This window comes from Corynebacterium faecale, from assembly GCF_030408735.1.
GTDB lineage: Bacteria > Actinomycetota > Actinomycetes > Mycobacteriales > Mycobacteriaceae > Corynebacterium > Corynebacterium faecale.
On the sequence record NZ_CP047204.1, the window covers coordinates 1,364,414 to 1,389,987 of the forward strand.

Annotated in this window: 22 protein-coding genes; 9 read left to right on the forward strand and 13 right to left on the reverse strand. The window is 59.3% G+C overall.

What is annotated here, in order from left to right; all coding sequences use genetic code 11:
* Positions 1-303: 303 nt before the first annotated feature.
* The 4 genes from CFAEC_RS06320 to CFAEC_RS06335 all read left to right on the forward strand — a co-directional run bounded on the left by CFAEC_RS06320 (position 304) and on the right by CFAEC_RS06335 (position 4,458).
* Positions 304-2,397, forward strand: a complete 2,094-nt coding sequence (locus CFAEC_RS06320) for a glucose PTS transporter subunit IIA (protein ID WP_290279668.1) — start codon at positions 304-306, stop codon at positions 2,395-2,397.
* A 39-nt stretch (positions 2,398-2,436) separates the two neighbouring features.
* Positions 2,437-3,039, forward strand: coding sequence for a dephospho-CoA kinase (gene coaE / locus CFAEC_RS06325; protein WP_290279669.1), 603 nt, complete (start codon positions 2,437-2,439; stop codon positions 3,037-3,039).
* A 116-nt stretch (positions 3,040-3,155) separates the two neighbouring features.
* Entirely contained in the window at positions 3,156-4,058 is a 903-nt protein-coding gene (locus CFAEC_RS06330; RefSeq protein WP_290279670.1) for an exonuclease domain-containing protein, read from the forward strand.
* A gap of 40 nt (positions 4,059-4,098) precedes the next feature.
* A complete protein-coding gene (locus CFAEC_RS06335; protein WP_290279671.1) occupies positions 4,099-4,458 on the forward strand; it encodes a DUF4259 domain-containing protein in 360 nt (119 codons plus the stop codon).
* A 5-nt stretch (positions 4,459-4,463) separates the two neighbouring features.
* Here the strand turns inward: CFAEC_RS06335 and CFAEC_RS06340 are convergent, their stop codons facing one another.
* A complete protein-coding gene (locus CFAEC_RS06340) occupies positions 4,464-6,497 on the reverse strand; it encodes a glycosyltransferase (protein ID WP_290279672.1) in 2,034 nt (677 codons plus the stop codon).
* Positions 6,498-6,585: 88 nt separating this feature from the next.
* A complete protein-coding gene (locus CFAEC_RS06345; RefSeq protein WP_290279673.1) occupies positions 6,586-7,506 on the reverse strand; it encodes a WcbI family polysaccharide biosynthesis putative acetyltransferase in 921 nt (306 codons plus the stop codon).
* 58 nt (positions 7,507-7,564) lie between these two features.
* Here CFAEC_RS06345 and CFAEC_RS06350 point away from each other — a divergent pair, with 58 nt between their 5' ends.
* The 5 genes from CFAEC_RS06350 to CFAEC_RS06370 all read left to right on the forward strand — a co-directional run bounded on the left by CFAEC_RS06350 (position 7,565) and on the right by CFAEC_RS06370 (position 13,002).
* Positions 7,565-8,527 (forward strand): glycosyltransferase, encoded by a 963-nt coding sequence (locus CFAEC_RS06350; protein WP_290279674.1) that lies wholly within the window; start codon positions 7,565-7,567, stop codon positions 8,525-8,527.
* Complete coding sequence (locus CFAEC_RS06355) at positions 8,524-10,623, forward strand: glycosyltransferase family 4 protein (protein WP_290279675.1); 2,100 nt, start codon at positions 8,524-8,526, stop codon at positions 10,621-10,623. Before CFAEC_RS06350 ends, CFAEC_RS06355 begins: the two co-directional genes overlap by 4 nt.
* Positions 10,624-11,373, forward strand: coding sequence for a glycosyltransferase family 2 protein (locus CFAEC_RS06360; RefSeq protein ID WP_290279676.1), 750 nt, complete (start codon positions 10,624-10,626; stop codon positions 11,371-11,373).
* Positions 11,374-11,609: 236 nt separating this feature from the next.
* Positions 11,610-12,092 (forward strand): heme-binding beta-barrel domain-containing protein, encoded by a 483-nt coding sequence (locus tag CFAEC_RS06365; RefSeq protein WP_290279677.1) that lies wholly within the window; start codon positions 11,610-11,612, stop codon positions 12,090-12,092.
* Between the two features lie 46 nt (positions 12,093-12,138).
* Entirely contained in the window at positions 12,139-13,002 is an 864-nt protein-coding gene (locus CFAEC_RS06370) for a YwiC-like family protein (RefSeq protein WP_290279678.1), read from the forward strand.
* 60 nt (positions 13,003-13,062) lie between these two features.
* Here the strand turns inward: CFAEC_RS06370 and CFAEC_RS06375 are convergent, their stop codons facing one another.
* The 11 genes from CFAEC_RS06375 to CFAEC_RS06425 form a co-directional block, all read right to left on the reverse strand.
* Complete coding sequence (locus tag CFAEC_RS06375; RefSeq protein WP_290279679.1) at positions 13,063-13,515, reverse strand: SRPBCC family protein; 453 nt, start codon at positions 13,513-13,515, stop codon at positions 13,063-13,065.
* 21 nt (positions 13,516-13,536) lie between these two features.
* Complete coding sequence (locus CFAEC_RS06380) at positions 13,537-14,229, reverse strand: hypothetical protein (protein WP_290279680.1); 693 nt, start codon at positions 14,227-14,229, stop codon at positions 13,537-13,539.
* Between the two features lie 130 nt (positions 14,230-14,359).
* A complete protein-coding gene (uriH, locus tag CFAEC_RS06385; RefSeq protein ID WP_290279681.1) occupies positions 14,360-15,298 on the reverse strand; it encodes a uridine-preferring nucleoside hydrolase UriH in 939 nt (312 codons plus the stop codon).
* A gap of 24 nt (positions 15,299-15,322) precedes the next feature.
* Positions 15,323-16,774, reverse strand: a complete 1,452-nt coding sequence (gene uriT / locus CFAEC_RS06390) for a uridine transporter UriT (RefSeq protein ID WP_290279682.1) — start codon at positions 16,772-16,774, stop codon at positions 15,323-15,325.
* Between the two features lie 25 nt (positions 16,775-16,799).
* Complete coding sequence (gene rbsK1, locus CFAEC_RS06395; protein WP_290279683.1) at positions 16,800-17,720, reverse strand: ribokinase RbsK1; 921 nt, start codon at positions 17,718-17,720, stop codon at positions 16,800-16,802.
* Positions 17,713-18,729 (reverse strand): transcriptional regulator UriR, encoded by a 1,017-nt coding sequence (gene uriR / locus CFAEC_RS06400; protein WP_290279684.1) that lies wholly within the window; start codon positions 18,727-18,729, stop codon positions 17,713-17,715. The genes rbsK1 and uriR overlap by 8 nt, the downstream gene beginning before the upstream one ends.
* 375 nt (positions 18,730-19,104) lie before the next feature.
* The gene (locus CFAEC_RS06405) at positions 19,105-21,366 is read right to left on the reverse strand and encodes an AAA family ATPase (RefSeq protein ID WP_290279685.1); all 2,262 of its coding nucleotides are present in this window, start codon (positions 21,364-21,366) and stop codon (positions 19,105-19,107) included.
* Between the two features lie 121 nt (positions 21,367-21,487).
* Positions 21,488-22,159, reverse strand: a complete 672-nt coding sequence (locus CFAEC_RS06410; protein ID WP_290279686.1) for a hypothetical protein — start codon at positions 22,157-22,159, stop codon at positions 21,488-21,490.
* Positions 22,160-22,306: 147 nt separating this feature from the next.
* Entirely contained in the window at positions 22,307-23,512 is a 1,206-nt protein-coding gene (locus CFAEC_RS06415) for an IS110 family RNA-guided transposase (protein ID WP_290279687.1), read from the reverse strand.
* Positions 23,513-23,706: 194 nt separating this feature from the next.
* Entirely contained in the window at positions 23,707-25,176 is a 1,470-nt protein-coding gene (locus tag CFAEC_RS06420; RefSeq protein WP_353960118.1) for a DEAD/DEAH box helicase, read from the reverse strand.
* Between the two features lie 3 nt (positions 25,177-25,179).
* Positions 25,180-25,542, reverse strand: a complete 363-nt coding sequence (locus CFAEC_RS06425; RefSeq protein ID WP_290279822.1) for a BREX system ATP-binding domain-containing protein — start codon at positions 25,540-25,542, stop codon at positions 25,180-25,182.
* Positions 25,543-25,574: the final 32 nt, after the last annotated feature.

A 25,574-nucleotide genomic window follows, 5' to 3' on the forward strand; every position in this document is an offset into this window, starting at 1 on the left:
GGGGAGACTTACCACTAATTCGGGCATGGGTGTGCTGCATCACAGTGATCCGGGGAGTGGGTGGCCGCGCGGATCACTGGAGTACCTGCACAACTTAACCGGTAAAGATATGACCACCTGCCGGTAGTGTGCAATCGATTCTCTGCCCTTCGCCGGTTATCACCTCACCACGTGATATCACTCCACCCGGGATAGCCGGTAGGCGCTGATGGGCCGACCCCCGGTTCAACTCAGCCCCCGTCTTGTCGCGGGAACCGGTGTGGACAAACATCACCGGTGACCGTGCGTTCAGAAAGGTTGGACATGGCGTCTAAAGTAACGACGACATCGCAGCATATTCTGGATAACCTTGGTGGGCCGGAGAACATCACCTCGATGACTCACTGCGCAACCCGCCTCCGTTTCCAGGTTAAAGACCAAGCAGCAGTAGACCAGACCGCACTGGACTCAGACCCTGCAGTCCTCGGGGTGGTGCCCCAGGGCGCTACCGGAATGCAGGTGGTCATGGGCGGCTCAGTGGCTAACTATTATCAGGAACTGCTCAAACTTGACGGTATGCAGGGTCTGCGTGACGGCGAGGGCAAGGCTTCCGGCTCCAAGGATTACGGTGGTGTCCGTGGCAAGTACTCCCGGGTGGACTACGCCTTCGAGTTCCTCTCTGACACCTTCCGCCCGATTCTCTGGGCCCTGCTGGGTGCCTCACTGATCATCACCCTCCTGGTGCTGGCCGATACCTTCGGCCTCCAGGATTTCCGCGCCCCGATGGATGAACAGCCGGATACCTATGTGTTCCTGCACGCCATGTGGCGCTCGGTGTTCTACTTCCTGCCGATCATGGTGGGTGCCACCGCTGCCCGTAAACTCGGTGCCAACGAGTGGGTGGGTGCGGCCATCCCGGCAGCACTGCTCACCCCTGAGTTCCTGGCACTGGGTGCGGCCGGCGACACCGTCACCGTCCTGGGCCTGCCCATGGTGATCAATGACTACTCCGGTCAGGTCTTCCCGCCGCTGATCGCGGCCGTGGGTCTGTTCTGGGTGGAGAAGCTGCTGAAGAAGATCATCCCGGAGGCCGTTCAGATGGTTTTCGTGCCGTTCTTCTCCCTGCTGGTGATGATCCCCGCCACCGCCTTCCTGCTGGGACCATTCGGCATCGGCGTGGGCAACGGTATTTCGAACATGCTGGAAGGTATCAACAACTTCAGCCCGTTCATTCTCTCCATCGTGATTCCGCTGCTGTACCCGTTCCTGGTGCCACTGGGCCTGCACTGGCCACTGAATGCCATCATGATCCAGAACATCAACACCCTTGGCTATGACTTCATCCAGGGCCCCATGGGCGCGTGGAACTTCGCCTGTTTCGGCCTGGTCACCGGTGTCTTCATCCTCGCCATCAGGGAACGCAACAAAGCCATGCGCCAGGTATCCCTCGGCGGTATGCTCGCCGGTCTGCTGGGTGGCATTTCCGAGCCGTCCCTCTACGGTATTCTCCTGCGCTTCAAAAAGACCTACTTCCGACTCCTGCCGGGATGTTTCGTCGGTGGTGTGGTCATGGGTATTTTCGACATCAAGGCCTATGCCTTCGTGTTCACCTCCCTGCTGACCATCCCCGCGATGGACCCATGGTTGGGGTACACCATCGGTATCGCCGCAGCCTTCTTCACCTCCATGCTCCTGGTCCTCTTCTTCGACTACCGTTCCGATGAGGAGCGCAAGGAAGTCAAGGCACAGCTCGAGGCAGCGAACGCCGCTGAAGCTGGCGAGACCGGTGAGACCGGCCAGACTGGCACCCCAGCCGCAGCAGCAGCCGCCACGAACGCGCCGGCGACTTCAGGCGCAGCAAGCCCAGCAACCCCAGCAGCCACCGCTGCCACGGGAGCCGTCGCAGCAGGCACTGCCGCCACCTCCAGGAAGATTCTCGGCCCAGGTGAGATCGCAGAGATCACCGCACCACTCCAGGGCACAGCGGTTCCCCTGTCCGAGGTTCCGGATCCGATCTTCGCCGCCGGCAAACTGGGCCCCGGTATCGCGATTGAACCCAGCGGCAACACGGTGGTCGCTCCGGCTGATGGCACTGTTCTCCTGGTGCAGAAATCCGGCCATGCCGTGGCGCTGCGTCTGGAATCCGGTGTGGAACTGCTCATCCATGTCGGCCTGGACACCGTCCAGCTGGAGGGTGAGGGTTTCCAGGTCCATGTGGAGCGCAAGCAGCAGGTCAAGGCAGGCGACACCCTGATCACCTTTGATCCTGAGTTCATCCGCTCGAAGAACCTGCCCCTGATCACCCCGGTGGTGGTGTCCAACGCCAAGAAGTTCGGTTCCGTTGAGGGCCACCCGAACAGCACGGCGGATGCATCAACCAGCGTTATCACGGTCACTGGGAAAGACGAGACTGCATAAAGATCACATCCCAGACAAATAACCACTAATCTGGTGCACATGTTGCGCATTGGATTAACCGGAGGGATCGGCAGCGGTAAGTCCACCGTTGCCGATCTTTTGTCATCTGAAGGATTCCTCATCATCGACGCGGACCAGATCGCCCGCGATATCGTTGAACCCGGCCAGCCCGCTCTCAAGGAGCTTGCCGAGGCGTTCGGGGAGGACATCATCACACCTGACGGCACACTGGATCGCCCTGGCCTGGCAGCCAGGGCCTTTGTGGATGCTGAGAAGACCGCCCTGCTCAATTCCATCACCCACCCACGCATCGCGGAGGAGACCTCCCGCAGGTTCGCCGAGGCAGAAGCCAAGGGCACCAAGGCGGCGGTCTACGATATGCCGCTGCTGGTGGACAAGGGCCTTGACCGCAAGATGGATCTGGTCGTGGTGGTGGATGTCGAGGTGGAGGAGAGGATCCGCCGGCTCGTGGCAAAGCGTGGTCTGACCGAGGATGACGTGCGGCGACGCATCGCCTCGCAGGTGCCCGATGAGATCCGCCTCAAGGCAGCCGACATCGTCATCGATAACAACGGTCCCGTGGAAAACCTGCGCGCGCAGGCCGATAACCTCATTGCGGAGATCCTCACCCGCATCAACTAGTCGCGGTAGGGTAGCTGTTCTGGCAAATTCTTCACGCGCTTCCCACGTTGAGAAGTCATTAAATCTGCTATCAACGGTGGTAGGTTAAGGGCAGAAACACCATGGAAGGACTACTGATGCAACCATTTGTCGCACTTGATTTTGAGACCGCCAATGGTAAACGTGCCTCAGCCTGCTCGATTGGCATGGCCAGGTTCGGGGAAGATGGTGAGATCAAGAAAACTTTTCATTCCCTCATTCTCCCGCATATGGAGCATCGTTTTTTCCACCCCGCGAATACCTGGGTTCACGGAATTCGTGCGGATGACGTCAAAGATTCCCCGGAGTGGGGAGACCTGGTGGGAGAGGTGAAAGATTTCGTCGGGGATGCACCGTTAGTTGCTCACAATTTTGGTTTTGACGGTTCCGTATTGAACCAGCTTGCTGATCTCTATCAGCACCCGCCTCTGGACAATCACCGTTATTGCACCCTCAGGTTGGCGCGTCGTATATATGCTGATCTACCGAAGAAGTCTCTGGATGTTGTATTCGGGCACCTCTTCCCTGGGGAGCAGCTTAACCACCACAACGCGGAGGCCGATGCGATTGCCGCAGGCCGAATTTTCAGTGCGATGCACCGCGATTCTTCTCTTGAGGATCTGGATGCCCTTCTTGCTCCTGACCGCCGGTCAGGGACGGCGAAGCGGCCAGCGGTCAGTGACGCTTCTAGCGTGGCGGCGTTGGTGGAGAGTTTCGGTGGGTCTATCGCGCTTCGGGGCGAAAATATTTGTTTCACCGGGACTCTGGAGAGGGGGAAGCGGGCGGACATGGAGGAGTTCATCAAGCATGTTGGAGCTACGCCTTCGAAAAACGTAACAGCCAAAACCACCCTTCTAGTGGTGGGTGTCCCTAACCCCACGACGTGGAAAGAAGGCTCATCGGCCTCCCGTAAATTAGAGAAGGCCACCCAGCTCTATGAGAAAGGCGCACCCATCCAGGTGCTGTCTGAAGAAGATTTCTTCGCGCTTCTAGAGGAATAAATCCAGCGGACACACTGAGATTCCCGGTAGGGTAGCCGTCATGGATATCTGGAACACCGGCCCTTTTGATAATGAAGAAGCCCAGGAGGTCCTCGAAGACCTGCGCAACAATGAGTTGTACCTGGATGAGCTTTTACCTGATGCCGGCCACCGGTTTATTGAAAAGGACCACGGCGCGCTGATCATTGCCCTTGCGCACCTGGCCGCCGGCGAGCAACCAGAAGACGATCAGGTAGTCAACGCGGAGGCCCTCCAGACCCCGGAGATGAAAGAGCGCCTGCGCCAGTGCCTGGAGGCCGTGCTTATCGACGCCACCGTCTCCGGCCTTTACGCCCACTGGCAGGAGCAGGGTGAGCAGTTGCACGAGTGGAAGGCACGCTCACACGTCGCGCTGAGCTAGCAGGTTCACCAACCGGCCAACCACTGTTCGAGGCGCAGCGGGCCATCCCAGTCACGCATCTTCGTGTGGATGATCGCGGGGGAGCGGCGTGTGATGCGTTGGGCGCGAACCCGGCCCACATCATGGCCATCGTGCCGGAGAATCCCCAGGCCACCGAGCTGATCCACGCGTTGTAGACGCTTGGAGAGGTCATCGGGTGGGCACAGTGGCTGATCCAGGTCGATGCGGATGCGTCCGGTTCCGGGGCCCACGCGGGGATCGGCACGAAACAGCCGGGAGGAAGGCCCCACCACATGCACATCTCCGGCATCCAACCAGGCTTTGACCACGGGTTCCGGGGTGTCTTCGGGCAGGTGGACGATCACGTCCTGGCGGTCAAACAGCACCCCGGACGGGCGTGCGATGGGGTGGGTGATGCGGGAGGCCAGGGCGATGGTCTCGGCATTCTTCTCGGCGAGTTTGTCCGCCTCTGATACCTCGCGTGCAGCCCAGTCGGGTTCCAGATGATCAGCGATGGCCTCTGGATCGTGAAGGAAGATGGCACCGGCATTCCACAGACGCCAGCCGAGCTCCCAGTCCTCCCCGCCATAACCGATCATCGTCTCATCGAATCCACCCACCTGATGAAACAACGTTGTCGATGTTGCCAGCACTGAGGAGATGATGAACCGCCACGAGGTGTCATCAGCCAGGCGGAGGTGATCAGTGTAGTCCCAGGCATCCTTGAGCCACTGTGGTTCTTTACCATCCTGGAGGCGTGTGCCCACCACCACGCAGCGGGGATCAGCGGCGATCCACCTGCTCATGGCGGTGAGATAACCGGGGCGGGGCACGGTGTCACCATCGAGGAACACCATCACCTCATGGGAGGCGGCGCGGGCTCCTAGGTTTCGGGCAGCTCCGGCGCGGAAGCCCTGGTCCTCCTGGCGCACCACCGTGATGGGCAGGGTGGAGGTGACCTCGGGTGGGGTGGTGGAGCCGTCATCGGCGATGATGATCTCCACCTCGGCGCCGTGGCCGTTGTTCTCCACGCCGGTGATCACTTTGCGCAGGGAATCGATGTCGTTGTAATAGGGGATCACCACGCTGACCGGCACCGGAGTCTCTGCTGCCGGGGGTGCGATATTTCCACGCAGCCACGGCCCGAAGTGGGTGATCCACAGATCCTGCCAGGCGGTGGCCACCTCTGCCCAGCCCCAGGTGTGACGGGTATCCACCGGGGCGGAGAAACTCTCATCCTTCGCTGCGGCGGCGAGTGCTGTGGGCCAGTCATCCACCAGCACCACCTGCTCGGGGAAGTGCTCAGCCACCTCGCGGGAATAATCACTGTCGGTGACCAGAACCCGCCTGCCTGCCGCCAACCAGTGCATCAACGAACCGGAAGCAGAGAAGTGCCGGTGCGCGCAGACAGGGATCGCGGTGCGTGCCATCTCAGTCCAGAGATCGGCCTCAGAGAGGTATCCCGTGACTTCCACGCCGGGCAGTTCCATGTCCTCGTGCCCCTGGGAGTAGCCGCCCAAGGCACGGACCCGAAGTCCACCGACTGTCTCAGCTGCCGCTGCGATGGTCTCATGTCCCTTGCCGGGGTAGATGAAACCCAGCACGCCCACGGTCCCGGGTTCTGGCGTGGGGAGTTCTGGATACTCAGGTGCTGGGGGAAGGGGGAGAGGAATGACATGGGCGTCCACATCGAAGAATGCGGCCTCATGGTGGGAGTTGGTCACCACTAGATCGGCTTCCCGAGCAAGCCTCTGGTAGGCACGGCTGCGCCGTTGGAAGCGGTCCTCACCTTCCTCGGGTTGGGGCACATCGTGGAAGGAGACGCTGAAGGGATGTCCCTCCACAGCGCGCAGGACTGTATCCACCGCGGCGTCCGGATCGGGGCCGAAGAGGTGATCGGTGAAGGTGATGTGGATGGGGCCGGGGGAGAGGGGATCATCAAGCGCTGCCACCAGACCGCCGGAATTATTGATGAGCAGGCGGGCATAGTTGGTGACACCGTGTTCCGGCGGGCCGACAATCAGGTGTGTGATATTCATGCGATCGCCCTTCTCCATGATGAATCCGCGAGTTTAGCAAAAACCCGCAGGTGCAGATCCCGTCACAGAGTCCCGACAGTGACGCGATCTACACCAGACCGAGCATCTCCAACCGTTTCCCATGACGTTTCAACCCGGCTGACACGATCTCTGGATGCTCCCTGTAGAAGGCCAGCTGCGCCTGCTCTATATCTTCTGATGGCGCAGGCCACCAGGAATCACGTCCTGCCACCTCCACGCCGAGTGCACGGGCAGCATCAGGATCCACCGGTGCATCCAGACCACCCAGGAGCTCACGTCCCGGATCCCGTACCTCACCAGTGACACCGATGGCGGCCAACACCCGGCGCGCCAGGAACATCAGGGTGCTGTTGTCCGGGTGGTTGATGGTGTGCCACACGGGCGAGGTTTCAAGGAAGTCAGAGACCACCACCGTGTCATGGTCCTGTTCCCGAAGACGCAGCTCAGACACACTTAACGCAGCTAGCTCCCGGAACACTGCTGGTTCCACGGACACCCCAAGTGCATCCCGCCCGGAAGCTATCGCCAGGGTGCGTAGATCGTGATAGGGCACCACCGGGGGATTTAATGAGGGATCAATCGGGGAGCGGATGATCGCCTGGTAGGGCATGAGGGCATCGAAACGCAGCACGGGAAATCTCACCACCCGGCCGTGAGCAGGCAGCAGCAAGGCTAATTGGTTGGTGCCGCAGGGCAGATCGCGGTAATCATCGCGCACCGGTTGCATCACCAGGACATCCGCTGAACCCAGCACGTGTTCCATCAGCGCCACATCTTCAGCCGTCCATTCGTGGATGGCCGGGATCCGGAAGGAGTTTACCGCGCCGGTTGAATCTAAGAGGATGCGCAGTGATTCCGCCTGGCAGTTGCCCACAACGACTACAGTGGGTGCATTGTCCCGTCGTACAGGTGTGCGGAGCTGATAGAACTCCCCATAGTGCAGTCGGCGGGGATCCGCAGCGAAGTTATCAAGCGCGCTCATATTCATTAGAGGTAATATTACAGGCCGTAGAGTTTTTTCAGTCCACAGTGAGAAAGGCGGTGCTGTGTCAACCCGAGTTATGGCAATACCCGCAGGTCATCCCTACCCACGTGCTCTTCAACCCGAGGGCGGGTGGGTAGATATCACGGTGCTGCCGGACCCGGTGGTCAACCCGGATGATCCCAGTCAGTGGTGGCCACACCCCGCTTTTACACCCCAGTGGTGGGAGACACCCAGAGATATTGATCTGGTCCATGTTCATTTCGGTTTCGAACATCTCACTTATGAGGAGACCGCCCTGTTCACGGAGGTGCTCAGAGAAAATGGCATCCCCCTGGTGCTCACCGTGCATGATCTGGATAATCCCCACCTGGAGGATCAGACTGACTATCACCGGCAGTTGCGTCTGCTCATTGATGCGGCGGTACATGTGTTCACGTTGTCTGAAGGGGCTGGGGAGGTCGTCGATAAGCAGTGTGGACGCCGGGCAGAGGTGACGCCGCACCCGGCGATCACCGCGGGCCACACCACACCTGGCACCGGGCGCGCCGGGGTGTTTTTGAAGTCGGTGCGCGCGAATGTGGTGACTGATCCGCAGTTTTACCGTGACCTGGGGGCGGAGCTCTACATCCACCACGGCGCAGAACCGAACTTGGAGAACCTTGCCGATCATATCCATGCCCCGATGGATGATCAGACGCTGTATGCGGCGATCGCACATCACCCCGTGGTAGTGCTGCCGTATCTGCGTGGCACGCATTCCGGCTGGCTACGGATGTGCCGTGATCTGGGGGTGAGTGTCGCCGTGCCTGATTGTGGTTGTTATGACTCCCAGATGCCTGGCGACGCGGGAGTGGCCACCTACCGCACCGGCGATGGCCGTGATGCCGCGCGGGTGGTCGAGCAGTTGAAGCGCCAGGGACCGGTGCCCACGCCACCCATCATTGATGTCAGCGCGCAGCACCGCCGCGTCTATCTCACAAGCCTCAAGAGCCTCAACAGTCTCAACAGTGCAGGTGCACGATGAGAATTGCCGTGATCGCGCCGGGTAGACACCCCATCGCGGAACCCTATGCCGGTGGACTGGAGGCATACTGCGGAATCCTGGTTAACGGATTGCGTGCCCGGGGCCATGAGGTGGATCTCTATGCCGCCGCCGGTTCCGAAGGGCATGTGCGGGAGTTTGAATTCCCCATCCCTGACTGGCGCTGCACTGATGCCCAGGAGACCGATCACACCTATCCTCCCGGCCACTGTGCTCTGGAGGATCGCGCCTACGCCCGACTGCGTGCCCACCTGGAATCCAGTGATTATGATGTGGTGCACAACAACAGCCTGCACCCGGAGTTGTTGCTCACCACAGCCCTGCCGCTGGTGACCACGCTGCACTGCCCACCCGTGGAGCGGATGGCTGCGGTGGCACCGGAATCCACCAGTGTGTTCACCGCCGTGAGCAGATCCACCGCTGATAGTTGGGGTCTGCCTGACACCCGGGTGATCCCCAATGCCGCTGATCTGCGCGTGTGGCGTGAGGGACCGGGTGGTGAGCGTGCCATCTGGTTCGGGCGCATCGTCCCGGAGAAGGCACCCCATATGGCCATCGATGCCTGCCGTCTCGCCGGTATTCCACTGACCATCGTGGGCCGCCGCGCCAACCCCATCTACTGGGCTCAGGAGATCGTGCCGCGCCTGGGTGAAGATGTGGAGTGGATCGGCACCCTCAACCACACCGCACTGGCGGAGCGGGTGCGACACTCCCGCGTTGCTGTGATCACCCCGGATTGGGATGAGCCCTTCGGGTTGGTTTCCATTGAAGCCATGGCCTGTGGGATCCCGGTCGCGGCCTTCGCCCGCGGGGGTTTGGCTGATGTCTTGGACCATTCACCGTGTCCCTCTGTGCCAGCGGGTGATGTGCAGGTGCTGGCCCGGGCCATCGCTGATTCCGCCACTGTTAACCGTGCTGAGGTGGCCCGCTACGCCCGCGGCACTTACGGCCTGGATGCCTTCCTCGACCGTTATCTCGCCGTCTACCGCGATGTCGCCACCACCACACCCACCCGGGTGCCGGACCACATGATGCGCAGGACCACCCGCACATCCCCCCACATGGCCAGCACCCCAGCTGGCGCCCACACCACGCGCCCCTGTCCCCACCGCCACCATGCACACCCACGAGGAGATTCAGCCATGATCGGAATGTATGCCCACCACTCCGGAAGTGGGCACCTGCACCGCGTGCGCACCATCGCACACCACCTGGATGAGCAGGCCGTGATCTTCTCCTCTGCACCCGGTGCGGATATCCACCTGCCGCTGGACACTGATCCGGATACACCCGCGCCACGTGACCACACGGTCAACGACACCCTCCACTGGGCGCCGCTGGGCGTTCCGGGCCACACCGAGCGCCTGGCGATCATCGCCAACTGGATCAATGAGCACCGTCCCCGTGCCTTCTATGTGGACTGCTCCGTGGAGGTCGCCATCTTCGTCCGACTCATGGGCATCCCCGTCATCACCATCGCCATGCCGGGTTTCCGCCGTGATCAACCCCACCAGGTCGGTTATCGCCAGGCCAGCGCCATCATCGCCGCTTGGCCGGACTGGATCCCGGTGCCGGCACACCTGATCACCCACGCCGACAAACTCCACATGGTCGGTGGCATCTCCCGCCTGACACCCGCAGCAACAGCACCAGAACGTGATGGCGTGGTCATTCTCCGCGGCGCGGGTGCCGATGATTTTGATAAACGCACCTGGCCCACGGCCACGGTGCTGGGCAGAGACATGCTTATCCACGACCCCACCACCCACCTCCTTCATGCCTCAGTGGTGATCGCGGCCGCAGGGCAGAACTCCGTGGCAGATCTCGCTGTGACGAACACCCCCGCGGTGATCCTCCCGCAGACCCGCCCGTTCAGTGAACAGGATGCCACCGCGGCGGCACTCGACAGCGCACGGATCGCCGTGGTCCCCACCGAGTTCCCCGAACTACGCGAATGGGAGGGGCTGTTTGATCAGGCACGACAGCGGGCGAAGAACTGGCACCTCTGGCAGACCGACGGGGCCGCCCAACGCGCCGCCGCTGTGATCCAGAACGTGGCCAACCAGGAGAGCCTCTAAATGAAGTACGCCGTGCTCACCATCGCCGATGACAACCGCCAGGCACATGTGGACAGGCAACTGGCTGGCCTGAATAAGTGGGCTCCGGGCACCCCTCATTACCGTGGGCACCTGGGAGCTGACCACAACCTGTCCCGCGCCCGCAACCAGGTCGCACAGACAGCACTGGACAATGGTGCTGAGTTACTCATCTTCCTCGACGCCGACTGCATCCCCGGGCCGTCCCTGGTTTCCCATTATGTGGACGCAGCCCACCACTGGCCGGGCGATGTCCTCTGCGGCCCGGTCACCTACCTGGACGCGCCGGGTACAAGCGGTTATGAGCTGGAGGAGTTGGAGGCACTGACCAACCCCCACCCGGCCAGGCCCAACCCACCTGCAGGTCAGACAAGGTGCGGCACCGATGAGGAGTGGAACCTCTTCTGGTCCCTCTCTTTCGCCCTTTCTGCCCAGACCTGGCGTGACAGCGGAGGCTTCGACGAAGGCTATTTTGGCTACGGGGGAGAAGACACCGACTTCGCCTACCGCCTGCGCGCCCAGGGTGAGACTCTGCGCTGGGTCGGCGGAGCCCACGCCTATCACCAATGGCACCCCGTTTCCTCCCCACCCGTGGAGCACCTCGGTGACATCCTGGCCAACGCCACCCGCTTCCACTCCATCTGGGGCACCTGGCCCATGGAAGGCTGGCTGACGGCCTTTGCCGAGCTCGGCCTGGTCGAATACCGCGACGGCGCCTGGGTGCGCCTATAAAAGGATGCTTGTCGACGCCACCCCCTAGTTTCCCCGACCGAGCCCATGCTCTCTCACTTTTGCCATCGCATTCATCAAGGTAAGGCTTGAAACGCCTGGATGCGATGGTATCTTAAATCTTATGCCGCCTCTCACGCTAGGAGCGTAAAGCGGTGAGGGGCCGGACGTAGCCTCTGTCGCCAGGAGCGTCAACGCTTGCCGGACCCTCTTATACTTTCTTCCTTAGGATTAAGGGCATGGACCTCCACCCCAACCTTGCACCCTACGAATTCCTCATCGGCACCTGGACCGGAACCGGTCGGGGCCACTACCCGACAATCAACAGCTTCGCCTTCCATGAAACCCTGATCTTCTCCACCATCCCGGGCAAACCCTTCCTCCGCTATGAGCAGAAGACCATGGGTGAGAACGGGCCCATGCACACCGAACTCGGGTTCCTCCGCCCAGTGGGTTTTGGCAAACTCGAATTCATCCTTGCCCAACCCACCGGACAGACAGAACTCCTGGAGGGAACAGCACGCGAGGAGGATTACCTGCTCCACTTCGAGTTCACCACCTCCACCGTGGTCAACTCCGGCAGCGCGAAGGCCGTGGAGCAGACTGCGCGCACCTATACCTTCACCGCGGATCGCGCCGGGTTGCGTACCCGTTTCGATATGGCCGCGGTGGGGGAGCCCATGCAGCAGCACCTGGAGAGCGAACTCACCAAACAGGTTTAGCCAGACCGCCTGGGATCAAACTTTAGTTTGATATAGGGTTACTGGTATGACCACACCGGTGAAGAAGGCAGCGCAGCGCAAACCCCGCGGCAGGAAAGGCATTTCCCCCTGGGTGCCCAACCAGCACGGAGCGTGGGCGATGCTCATCAGTCCGGCGGTGCTGGGTCTGATCTCCGGGGTGGTCATGCTGCTGCGCACTGATGCACCGCTATCCCGCCTCGGTGTGCTGCTGGCTGTGCTGGTGGCCTGGTTCTTCGGCTATTTCGCCTTCTTCGCCTTCGGATTGGCCGCACGTGCCCGAAACCCACGGCGCCGCGCCAAATACCTCACACCCGTCTATGTCTATGGGGCCATCTCCCTGGTGGGTATCGGTGCCGCACTGGCGCTTCAACCGGACCTGATGTGGTGGGCTATCCCGTTTACCCCTTTGGTGGCCATCGCAGTGTGGGAAACGATCAAGGGTAGAAGCAGATCCACGGTGTCCGGTGTGTCCACCACGGTGGCCTCGGCGTTGCTCTACCCGGCACTGACATCTGTGGGCTCAGCCACCGGGGACGCGGGAGTACAGGGGTGGGCCGCGATGATTTTCCTCGCGGTGTATTTCTCCGGAACCATTCCCTTTGTCAAGTCCATGATCCGCGAACGCAACAACCCCCGTTATCTGGCGGGCTCCATCACCTATCATGTGGCAGCGGTGTTGGCGGTGTGGGTGGTGGCGGTCGCCCTGGGCGTGGGTTGGGTGGCGGGCATCCTCATGGTGGGGACCCTGTTGGTGGCGCTGTGGCGATCCATGTACATCCCGATGGCTTCGCAAAGAGGTGCCACATGGACTGCGCGCCGCCTGGGCATGGCGGAGATCCCCGTGCTGCTTATGGCCTGCTCGGCGGTGCTGGCCACGCTGATCACCTAGACAGTGAAAAAACCGGCCCACCCACACTGAAAGTGGGCGGGCCGGTTAAAAGCCTGAAGTTTATTCTACTGCCGCAGCCAGGTTGGCCAGGGAATCCTCCAGCTCCTTCTCCTCCAGCAGTGGGGGATTGAACTTCTTCATCGCTTCCTCCTCCACACCGGACCAGTCGTAGGTGAGGCTCACGTCGGTGGATCCAGCGTCCACGGAGTTGAGCTCCCAGACCCACTGCCAGCCCTGTGGCTCCTGGCCGGTGGGGGCGGTGGCCCAGGCGATCAGCTTGTGCTCGTTGAAACCGACCACGTGGTTGTCGGTCTTGTAGGCGCCGTTGGGGCCTTCCATGTTCATGGTGAAGACATCGCCGGTGGCCTGGATGCGGTTGGACTTTTCATCGGCACGCACGCGTCCGGAGGAATCGAACTCCTTGTGGCGCTCCGGGTTGGAAAGCACGTCCCAGACCTTGTCCACCGGGGCGTTGATTGTTCGGGAAACTGTGTACTTCTGTGTGTCAGCCATGCGCCCACCCTAGGTAGATCCTCAACTCTTGGCAACGATCTGTGCCCGCTGGGCAGCATTCGCGCTCTTTCTGATGCGGAGATCATTGATCAAGGTGGCGTGGTGTTGATTGCAGGTATCAATGTGCGCTTCCAGTTCATGAAGCCCCTGTTTCACCTGCTCAGCGGAGTCCAGATGCCGCTCCACATCCAGTGCGCAGTCACGCACCTGATCCAGTTGGAGGGCCAGTTCCGCAGCCGAACGCAGAATATCGGTGTTATCCACGGTGGAGGTGAGAAAATTCGACCACGTGCCCAGCACTCCACTGAGGTGGTTGCGTTCTTTCAACACTTGGGTGCGCAGCTGATCCAGGTCCACACGGAGGGTCTCGGTAGTGGAGCTTTCAGGAAAATTCAACGTGCGGGGCGTGATCTCACCACGGGAGAGGTCGCTGCGGTTTTCGTCGGCAAGCTCGTGCAGGATTGAGGTCAGCGCCATGTGCGTGACCGGCGCCCAGCGCGCCTCCAGTTGGCGTTGGAGGAACCGGTTGACAAAGACGGTGGTGAGCAGGAAGGAGACCAGACCGGCGGCTAAACCGGCGAGGATGACCATGTCCTGCCAGATGGTGGTGGACACATCAATCCAGATGATCACGCCGATCAGGACGAGCGCGCCCAGGGCAGTGGCGATCTGGAACGCGGCGCGGGAGGCGGCGGTGGTGTTGAGGGATGCCATGGACAGTGTCTCGTTTCAGTGACAGGTCAAACCTTGAGGATTGTTCATCCCTGACCATATCGGTGAACAAAAAAGGTCTGCCCCCGACACACCAGCACAGTGGTGTATCGGGGGCATAGCCAGGCAAGATCTAGCCGATGCGCTTGACGGCGTCCACGACCAGACCCCAGAACTTGTCAAAGTCCAGATCCACAGCCACCTGCGTGGTGCAGTCCTCTGGGGCTGGGGCACGGAAATCAGCCACGGTCATGCCGGTGGTCAGGCCACCGCTAAGTTCCACGTCAAGGGGCGCCTTGCGGGTGGTGAACACGGTGGGATCGATCAGGTAGGCAACGGCGCAGGGATCATGGACCGGTGGGTTATCAAAGCCCTGGGCGTCCTGGTAGTTCTTGCGGAAGGCATCAAAGAGTGCGACCACGAAGTCGGCCACATCGGTGCCCAGTGCGGAAAGCTGTGCCTCCACCTCGGGAGTGGCCAGTGCCTGGTGGGTGAGATCCAGGCCCACCATGGTCAGTGGCCACGCCTCGTTGAACACGATGTGGGCGGCCTCCGGGTCGATCTTGATGTTGAATTCCGCCACGGCCGTCCAGTTGCCCACGTGGTAGCCACCACCCATGAGCACCACTTCCTTCACGCGTTCCGCAATGCGTGGCTCCTTGCGCACCGCCAGGGCGATATTGGTCAGCGGGCCAGTCGGTACGAGGGCAATGGTGCCGGGCTCATGCGACATGATGGTGTCGATGATGAAATCAACCGCATGGGTGTCCTGTACCTGACGGGTGGGCTCGGGGAGTTCGTAGTTGTGGATCTCCATACCGGTATCGCCGTGGATATCCTCGGCGACCTCAACGGGGCGGACCAGCGGGCGGGTGACACCGCGGTAGATCGGGGCTTCGATCCCTGCGATGGTGGCCACCACCTGTGCATTGTGGGTGACCTTGTCCAGGGTGTGGTTGCCGCCCACGGTGGTGATGCCGATCAGGTCGATCTCCGGGTTACCGGCGGCCAGCAGCATGGCTACGGCGTCATCGTGGCCGGGATCGCAGTCAAGGATGATTTTGGTGGTCATAGCAGTGGTCTCCTAAGTGAGGGGTTAGTTGGTGACGGGGGCGGTTTCTTGGGCCAGGTTCCTGGCTGCCACCGTATCGGTGATGGACTCCGGGCGCGGGATCATGAGGGAACACCCAAACGCCAGGACCAGGATGACCACTCCGGCCCACATGCCGGCGGCATAACCGCCGTCTGTGTCCCCGAAGCCGGTGGCCACAGCGAAGAGGATGGCAAAGGAGATGCCGGCGCCGAGGTTGAAGGCACCGGCGTTCATGCCGGGCAGGTAACCCTGGTTATCGGCAGGGGAGAGCACAATACCCAGGCCGTTGAGCATGATGTTGGCAATACCTGCATAGGTGATACCGACGAAGATGGAGATTCCCAGGTAGGCCAGGGACGAGGTGCTGCCCACCAGGAAGGTGGCACCGGCGACACCGACGATGGTGGAGACAATGCCGATCTGCAGGATGATCTTGTAGCCGAATTTACCCGCCAGGGCACCGGCGATCGGTCCGAAGACCAGACCTGCCAGGGCATAGGGGGTCAGTGTCCACCAGGACACCACACCGGCGGACATACCGGCACCGTGGGCGGTATCCTGCGCCAGGTTGGGCAGCAGGCCGTTCATCACGGCGAACACACCGGTCATGGTGAGCAGGGTGGTCAGCAGCAACGCCCAGGTACGGCGCTGGCCAAGGTATTCCACGCTGACCAGCGGGTGCTTCACGCGCTTTTCAATGTTGTAGAAGGTGATCACACCGACAATGCCGATGATGAAGAGGACAACCACGAGGATCCAGTTGGCATCAGCAAGCTTGCCCGCCTCGTTGAACGCCATGAGCAGCGAACCGATGGAGATCGCCAGCGGCAGCACGCCCAGCCAGTCCATCTTGGGGGTTTCCGCGGCGGCGGATTCCTTCACACCGAAGGGCAGCGCCACAGCGGCAACCACACAGAACACGGCCATGACCCAGAAGATGGAACGGAAACCGAAGTTCTCCGCCAACCAGCCACCGGCGATGGCATCCACGCCACCGATACCACCGTTAACCGAGGTGACAATACCCAGCAGCAGCGCGTACTGCTTCTCATTGGGCACATGCTGGCGCAGGATGATCAGACACAGTGGCACGGTTGGACCGGCCACACCCTGGATCAGACGACCAAGGAACAACACCGCCACATTCGGGGCCAGGGCTGCAACGAGGCAACCGATGCCGGTGACGATCATCATGCCGATCAGCACCTTGCGCCGACCAATCAGATCACCCCAGCGTGGGAGGAACAGGGAAAACAGCGCGGCCGCGGTGAAGAACGCGGTCTGGGTCATGCCGATCTGGGCGGGGGTCGCGCTCAGCTCGACCTCCATCGTGGCCAGAGCGGGCGCGAGCATGGACGCGTTGAGCTGGAAGGCGAACACCGCCACCAGCAGGGCGATCATCAACGGGATGATCGTGGTAGCCGAGGCTTTCTTCGGCTCGACGGCAATTGACATGATTACTCTCGTTTCGGTGGGGGAGTTAAGCAGTGACTGTGGGTAGGTCGCTGTCAAGCGTTGGGTACGATGCCTGCGCGCCGCGGCGCGTGGCCGCAAAAGCACCGACGCGGGCGGCAAACGCGGCGGCGTCCACCAGCGTTGCGCCTTCAGCAAGCTTTGCGACGAGTGCCCCAGCAAACGCATCACCACTGCCTGTGGTGTCGATTGCGGTGATCGTGGGGGTTGGGATATCTATAAGCCCGTCCGCATCACCGACCAGGGCGCCATCAGCACCCAGGGTCATGACCACCGTGGCAAAACCCTGCTCCAACAGGGCTGTGACCAGTGTTTCGGGGTCGGTTTCGGTGGTGGGCGCGCCGAGCAGATCAAGCACCAGCGCACCCTCATGCTCATTGACCAACAGGGGATCAGCCGCGCGCAGCTGCGCATGGCCCACAGGAACCACCGGGGCGAGGTTGACCACCACGCGACCCTGAGCCAGATCCACCGCGCGGTTGAAACCATCAGCAGGGATCTCACCCTGGAGCAACACGATGTCAGCGTGTGTGATGAGCTCTGCATGGGAATCCACGTAAGCGGCATCCACGCTGGCGTTCGCGCCGGGAACCACGATGATGGTGTTCTCCCCGTCCTCGGAGACGGTGATCACGGCCAGGCCGGTGGGGCCGTCCACGGTGGTGACAGCCGACATGTCCGCGCCGGATTCGCGCAGGTGCTTCAGGGCATCCTCGGCCATGGGATCAGAACCCACAGCGCCGATCATGTGGACCTTTGCCCCAAGTTGGGCTGCGGCCACGGCCTGGTTGGCGCCTTTGCCACCGGCGCTGATGGTGCCACCACTGCCCAGCAGTGTTTCACCGGGCGTGGGATGGCGATGGACATGGGTGGTCAGATCGGCATTGATGGAGCCGACAACAACGATTGATCCGGGTATGTCAGTCATGAGAGCTGGTCTTTTCCTTGATTGAGTGGCGTTGGATAAGCGTGGTGGGGATGAGGAAGTGCTGCTGGGAAGGCTGCTCAGCGGCCATGAGGCCGTTGAGCATGCTGAAAGCCTGCTGCGCCATGGTGTCCACGTGCTGGTCAATGACGGTCAGGGGGCGCGGTTGCAGATCAAACATGGGCTGGCGATCAAAACCGACCACATTGATGTCCTCGCCGATGATGAGGCCGGCTGCGTGGCAGGCCTCGAGCACACCGATGGTCATCATGGTGTCCCCGGCGAACAGTGTTTTAGCCCCTTGTTCCATGAGGGTGTTCGCCCCCTGGAAACCCTTGCTCTGCTCGTATCCGCCGAGGAAGACCAATTGCTCCTCCAGGCCGGCATCAACGCATGCACGCTGGAAGGCCTCCAGGCGCCTGCGCCCGGTGGAGGTGGCCATGGGACCGGAGAGATAACCGATGGGCAGCGCCTCGTGGTCAACCAGTAGGGAGACCGCTGCCTCAATGCCTGGCTGCGGATCAGAGGTGACCATGGGGATGGCGGTGCCGGGAAGCTCACGGTCAATCAACACCAGGGGAGTGCCCTGTTTATGTAGTTGCTCCAGCTGCTCACTGCACCCCTCATCGGGGACACAGATGATGCCGTCCACACCATGGCTGGTGAGAAACTCCAATGAGGCTGCCATGGTGGCGGTGTCCTCATTGTTGTTGGTGATGATGGTGGCCAACCCGGCTTTGCTCGCTGCGTCCTGGATGGCGGTGACCATCACCGCGAAATAACGGTTGATCAAACTAGGCACCACGATGCCGATGGTGTTGCTGCGTGAACTCTGCAGGGCACGGGCCTGGGCATTGGGCCGATATCCAAGATCAGCGGCCAAGGCCTGGATTCTTGTCCGGGTGGCCAGCGCCACTGCGGGGTTATCGGCCAGCGCGCGGGAGGCGGTGGCGATGGAGACACCGGCCTGGTGGGCGATGCCCTTGAGGGTGGGGCGTGGCTCCGGGTTCATTGGGGGTTCACCTCGCTTGGTCTAATCACGTGGGGTGGGTTCAATGTAAACGTTTGCTGCAAACGTTTACATTGTTGCTCATGATCAAACTTATTATGGGTGGGGAGGTGTTGGCAATAGGGGTGGAGGGTGGGGGTGGTTCTAAGGCTACTGGTTTGTATCGGTAGCCGTAGAAACACATTCCCCACCAGAGGTATCAATGGTGGGGTAAAGGCGATTGAGCTTGGCAAGTACTGTCGGTGACCCACCTGACACCGGAGTGACATCCTAATCGGAACCGGTGATAGACCATGGGATTCGAGTTTTCAAAACTGAGGTATTGCCTTTGAGGATTGTGTCCGATGACGTGCCGGGAATCATCGTAAGATCCCTAGATCAAGAAGTTTGTGCAATCTTTCGTGACAAAATATTGTCAATAAGGGTCCTTGCATCCTCTCTGTTTAATAACCCCTTTACCATCAGCTCGAAATGTGCTGAATCGATTTCATGTACGAAAAGCAAAGTTTGAACCAGACCTGTTTGCATTTCTTGGCGAGAAAGGATGCCACTCTCTTGGTCGAGACTGGAATGTGACAACATGTTCACGAGTCTTGATAAAGAGGCTGAGATTGGCTTATTTTCGCCTCGGCAAAGATGGTCAATGCGGCTGCCAAACTCTGTTGAGGTAGGCGATTTGAACTCGGTAAAGCCCTCCAAAACCTTTCGACAGTAGTTTCCTGTGCCGAAAGAGATGGGTTTTCCCTCTATTACTTTGTTCATATTCTTTAAAACCATGTAAAAGGAAAGCGCATAATCGCTTGTGAGTTTGAGGGTTTTCAGGTCCCATTTCTCTACCTTGGTCGTTTGCTCGGATTCTGAAAATAGTTCCTTGTAGATCTCGTAGAACCCAGCGCTAGGTTGTTCAGGTTTATCGCGAGTGCCACTCGGGGCGGCCCGCTTTCCGAGCCTTGAAATGAGAAGTTTAAAGTGGCTGTAACTGTGGGTAAAATACAGTATTGCCAGCGGTCTCTGGTTGGAGAAGGTTTCCGTTATGAATCGATCAACGGCGATTAGTCTGGAATCGTCCAGTTCCGAACCAAGATCATCAAAAAGTACGACAGATCTTTTAACTTTGTCGAGACGTTCTTTGGAACGAAATTCGGCACAGAAATATAGCAGGCTGATCAACTTTTTCTCGCCTTCTGACATATCCGCAGCTACTTGATCTCGACGGGTAATTCGGTACCCTTCATCCTCTCTTCCTACAGTGACGCGGAGAGTATCATCGCCGAGAATAAGCTGAAGATGGCGATCAATGAACTGTGCTGTTTCGGTGGTCACCGAGAGACCATCAAAAAGTTCTTCGAGAGATTGTTCAATTTCGCCTTGTTGATCCTCCGCTTGAGTCAGATCAACTTGGCTTCTCTCAACTTCCTCAGTTGCATCTTTCCATCCGTCACCATCTACTGCACAGCAATGGTCTTTAAGTTGATCCTCAGCTCTAGCTTTGTGAACCTCATGTGATTCGAGGGCTTCTCTTGCTTTGGAATAGCTATCAACTAAACGCTTCTGGGCGTAATCAAACTCCGAAAACGGTAGTTCAAGAGCAGGCCCTGAATACTCAAATGTCAGGTCATTTTTTCGTTTAGTGAGCAGAGAAGAAATCTGGTTGTACACCTTGAGGAGATCTTCCACAGCCTCAATAACTTTTTCGCGATCATCATCCAGCAACGTTTCGAATTGAACAGATTTTAAGATAACGGTTTTCATCGAGCTTTTGAACATCTCAAGGTGCGATATCGCGAGGTCACAACTTTTGCTTGCTTGAGCAATAGTTGCAGTTATCTTCGAGTTAGAATCGTCTAACGCCTTTTGAAGTTCATCGAGTCTTGCTTGGGAAACTATTCCTGCGCAGAACTTGCAACTGTCACCGGCCACATGTTGATCCATTCCCTCCTGCATCCAGTTCGTCACTATCAGCTGAATCTGATCAGAGCTCACCGCTGAGGACCGTAATTCATCCCAAACCCCTGGATCAGGGGCCCACAATCGTGGGGCCGGGGGGAGATCTGAGAGTGAGCCCGGACTTGTGGCCTTGATAATTCCAAGGGCGTTTAGAACCTCTTCGTCGTTCAAACGATTCGATGGTCCTTGGCGCAGCAATTTTTCGATTTTATTTCGATTGAAGGCGTTTCCCGATAGTGCTCCACATTCGCTAGCTAATTCCTTGCGAATGCCATTAAAAACATTGTCCTTAATCGCAGTGAGCCTATCCCCGGCTCTCTTTAGCGTCTTGCGCTTTTCTTGGACGATGGCCTTTTGTCTACTAAGCTCTTTTTCTTTCTTCTTGATCACTCGCTGCAGATTTCCTGCATCATCGCCCATAAGTACAGTGGTTACTCCCTTAGCGGAACCTCCACTGGTGAAGTCGCCCACAGTCTTGTCTCTCCACGACCGGTTGAAGGCGAATACTTCTGATATTGGATCACCGTCTGTCGTGCTAAATTCGTATCGCTCAGGGTTTGACAGAAGTTCACAGATCGTAGACTTGCCAGAACCGTTGATTCCATAGAAAACGGAGTCTTTATAGACTCGTAAGTTTTCAAGACTGTTTGCAGAAACGTTGCGAAACTTTTGATTTGCTTGAATTGTTAGCACGAGAACCCCCAAGATTGTATTTTCCGGTTAGGTTACCGAGAGAGCTGAACTATTTCTTAGCAAAGGCGCGTTTAGGTTATTAACTACCCTAAAGCGAGGGGGCCTTGCCTCTGGAAACGGTTTAATCACTGACCTGCCGCACAGCCAGCTCATGCAGTGCCCATTCCATCGGTAGCGCCTCGGCGAATTTCAGGCCACGGGCATCGTCGATGCTCATCGGAGGAAGAGGCCGCTGATTGACCGGCATCGCCAGCACCTCATCCACACGCTTCCTGATGGCAGTGGCATCGACGGGGGCGGTGAGAGCGACCATGTCATGACGCGCCATCTGATTGGATCGAGCTGCTCCGGTGCTGGTGAGGGCAGCGATGATTTGGGTGTTGTGGGCGGTGCCGGCCCAGGTCCACCATTCGCCGGCGTTACCGGAGCCACCGTGGTCGAGTATGACCCTGCTGGTGTGGGAAACAGTGACAGCTTTCTCAATCCGGAGAGATTCCAGTCCAGCCTGCGCCCGGCGGGTTAGTTCCACACCGGCAGGATCAGATCCCAGGAGCACCTGTCGCATACCTTCAGTTACCGCGGAACCGAAGCCAGGGCCTAAGAATCCCCATTGGGTTTTTGCTTTTTTATCGGTGGGCTCAACGAACACCCGGTGCCGGCGCCAATCGATGCGGTCCACCCTCCAGTTCCTACCAGCCAGTGCAAGCAGGAGTATCCGGTCTGGATCAGGGGTTCCCACTGCCTTGAGCTCAACAGTGCCGATCTCTCTCCTGCCTTGTAGCACAGTGAACACGGGGGGGGTGTCCCTATGTTTTTGTCAAGAGGTAAGCCCTGTACTCAGGAAGCCACTTCGGGGGTAGTTGTTGATCTTGATGTTGGGCGTGGGTGATTGGCTGGTCGACCGGGACGTTGTTGACCAGCTGATCGTGCTGACGGTGGGTTAGGCAGCCGCCCTGGCAGGAACCTCCCGGAAGAATTCAGCTCGGGTCAACATCGCGTAGATGACATTGCACCGCCGCCTGGCCAGACACATGATCGCGGCGTTATGGCGCTTGCCCTCAGCCCGTTTTCGTTCATAGTAGGTCTTCGACGGCTCGTGGAACCGGATCGATGCGAACGCGGAGTAGAACAATGCATTCTTGAGCCTCTTGTTGCCTGATCTGGCTGGGAATTCACCACGGATGGACGTGCCGGATCTTCGTGTTACCGGGGCAATCCCCGCGTAAGCAGCTAGGTGGCCTGCGGACCGGAAGTCGGAACAGTCACCGACGGCCAGGAGGATGTTGGCTGCGGTCTTGATACCAACTCCTGGCATGGACATCAAGACCTGGTGAAGAGGGAATTCTTCGAGTAACTCCTCGACCTGTTCAGCGATAGTCTTGCGTTGTTCCAACAGGGACTTGATGTTGGTGGCCAGTTGCGGGATGACAATCTCGGCAGCAGCAGTTCCAGGAACGATGACGGTCTGGGCTTTCAGTCCTTCGAAGATGGCATCCACCAGTTTGGTGGGGTCCTTCTTCGCCCGATTGGTCATCCAGCCCAAGACTCGGTGATAACCAGCCTTTTTCATCTTCGTCGGTCCTCCGTAGTGGATCAACATCTCCAGCACCAGGGGCCTGGTGATGATGTCACCGACCAGGGCTCGTTCGAAGCTGGGGTGGATCTGGGTCAGCACGCTGCGCAACCGGTTGATGGTTCGGGTGGCATCTTTAGCGATGTCGTCATCAAAACCGGATAGCATCTTCAACGCTGATAGGACTTCATTGTCCCGGTCCACAGCGCGTAAGGTGTGCGGCATCGTGCGCGCGGTATCAGCGATGATGAAGGCATCCCGACGGTCGGTTTTGGATCTGCCCGGATACAGATCAGCGGCTTTTCTCATGGCTAGACCTGGTAGGTAACCAACCAGGCAGCCGGCATCGCGGGCAACCGCGATGGGCAGGGCGCCGATGGTATTGGGCTGGTCGACGACCATGAGGACCGTACCGTGGTCCTGGAGGTCGGTGAAGACTTTCCGCAGCTGATCTTCGTCTTGGGGTAGGGGTTTGTCGTAGATGATGTCGCCTGCAGGTGTCATGGCGCAGGCGTGATGGGCGGTTTTACCAACGTCGAGCCCGATGGTGACGTCGACGGTGCCGGTGGTCATGGCCGGCCTCCTTGTGGTGTCGTAGCAACAGTGACAGGTACAGCGTCGTCGCTGGTGTCGTGACATCCGATGCTGGCACCCACGTTACAAAGAGAACTGAACCTTGAGGGGTCGTCCGTGTCCCTATTAGCAGTCAACGGTTGTCCTGGAGTCCCGGCGGCAACACCCCCCGGATCATTGAAACTACAGGGCGATTAAGCCATACCGGGCCCAGCGACTATCCCCATTATCGGGGATACCAACAAAGTAACGGGAGTGGTGAAAGCACTGAGCAATTCCATGAAGTGGCGTCGACCAAATGCTTTTTCAGCGGATTCACCGATAAAGGCCAGTGGGCCATCGACTTCAAACATCCCGATGGAAATCAGGTAGTCCAAGATGTTCTGGGCGTCCCTGCCCAGAACTTCAGTGTCCATCAAAGTGGTGCCCTGCCAGAGCTCACGCCAGGTGGTGGTGTTGATTGCTCCTTTATGCAAGGCGGCAGCAAGAAACTGTTGCGCAGCCATGTGCATGGGAACAGGTGGGGGACTCACTGGCTCCACATATCCGGTTGACCAGGCATGCAACATACCTAAGGTGTCTAAAAGGCCCTTGTCATCCAGGCTTATGAACAGACAGTTCCTGGTCGTCCCGGCACGTCGGCCTGTTCTCCCCAGACGCTGAAGGAATGAGGATACGGTTCGGGGTGCACCTATCTGGATCACACGGTCCAGATCGCCGATATCTATACCCAGCTCCAGCGTGGAGGTGGCCACAATGATGCAGTCTGATGCAGTGGCGAAGGCATGCTCGGAGATTCGTCGTTCAGTGGCAGATAGTGAGGAATGGGAAAGATAAACCTCCACCTCACGCATCCGCAGCGCGCTGGCTAATTCCTCAGCCCGGGCACGGGAATCTACAAACACCAACCGCTTTTCCCCCATATGGAGTTTTGACAGCAATAAAGCGACCTGGTCAATGTCTTCCAACTGGTCAACGCGTATCTCCGGTACCACACCAACATTTTCCACCGAAGGGTTGATCACCCGGCCTGGACGGGACTGTCCGCCCTGGAGCCAACCCAGCAGGAAGTCCGGATTACCTACCGTGGCGGACATGCCTACCCGCTGCACCGGGTGTTGTAGATGGTGTTCCAACCGGGCCAGTACACCGGATAGGTGCCATCCGCGGTCATCACCGGCGAAGGCATGCACTTCATCGATAATCACGGCGTGCACCCCGCCGAGTAGCTCGCGATCATCCACACTCCGGGAAACCATCATGGCTTCCAGGGACTCAGGTGTGGTCAGGAGGATATCTGGCCTGTCTCGTTTAATCCGTGTGCGGGCAGAAGCACCGACGTCCCCGTGCCATACTGCAACCGATCTGCCCAGCCAGGAGGCATAGTGTGTCAGCCGGGGTTCCAGGTTGTTCAGCAGTGCCTTGAGCGGACAGATATAGAGAACTGACACGCCATCCCAGTCCTCAACAGCCATCCGGCTGAGCAGAGGAAAAGTTGCCGCCTCGGTTTTTCCACCTGCGGTGGGTGCCAGCAGGATTGCATCCTCACCAGCCAGGAGTGGGACCACAGCATCATTTTGTAGTGGACGCAGTCCAGGCCATCGCAGCGTGCTCACAATATGGTGCTGCAGTGCCGGGTGGAGGAGGGCAAACCCATCTGTCATTGCTTAGAACTCAATATCATCTGGGTTGGTGACAGGCTGGGCCGCAGCAGCGCGTTCGGAATCCGTCATGGTGGAAGCGGGGATGGAGATGGAGTAGTTAAGGCGCGGATCAAAATCAGGATGCAGATCCACCCGGTCCAGTACATCCACCAGAACACGGAGGAACTGGCGGGGCGCAATGCCTACCTGTCCACCCAGTTTGCCGGCGATGGCATCCGCAAGATCAGCAATGAAATGATCGTCCAGGAGGTCTCCACCGTAGAGATCTCGGACTTTACACCCCACCGCCACCAGCTTGCCATGGTGGAAACCCTGCAGCCGAACCTGTGGCAATCGGGGATTGTCCCATTTGGGGTCACCGGAGATCCCGTACTCCCATTATCAGCGTCCACTTCCCG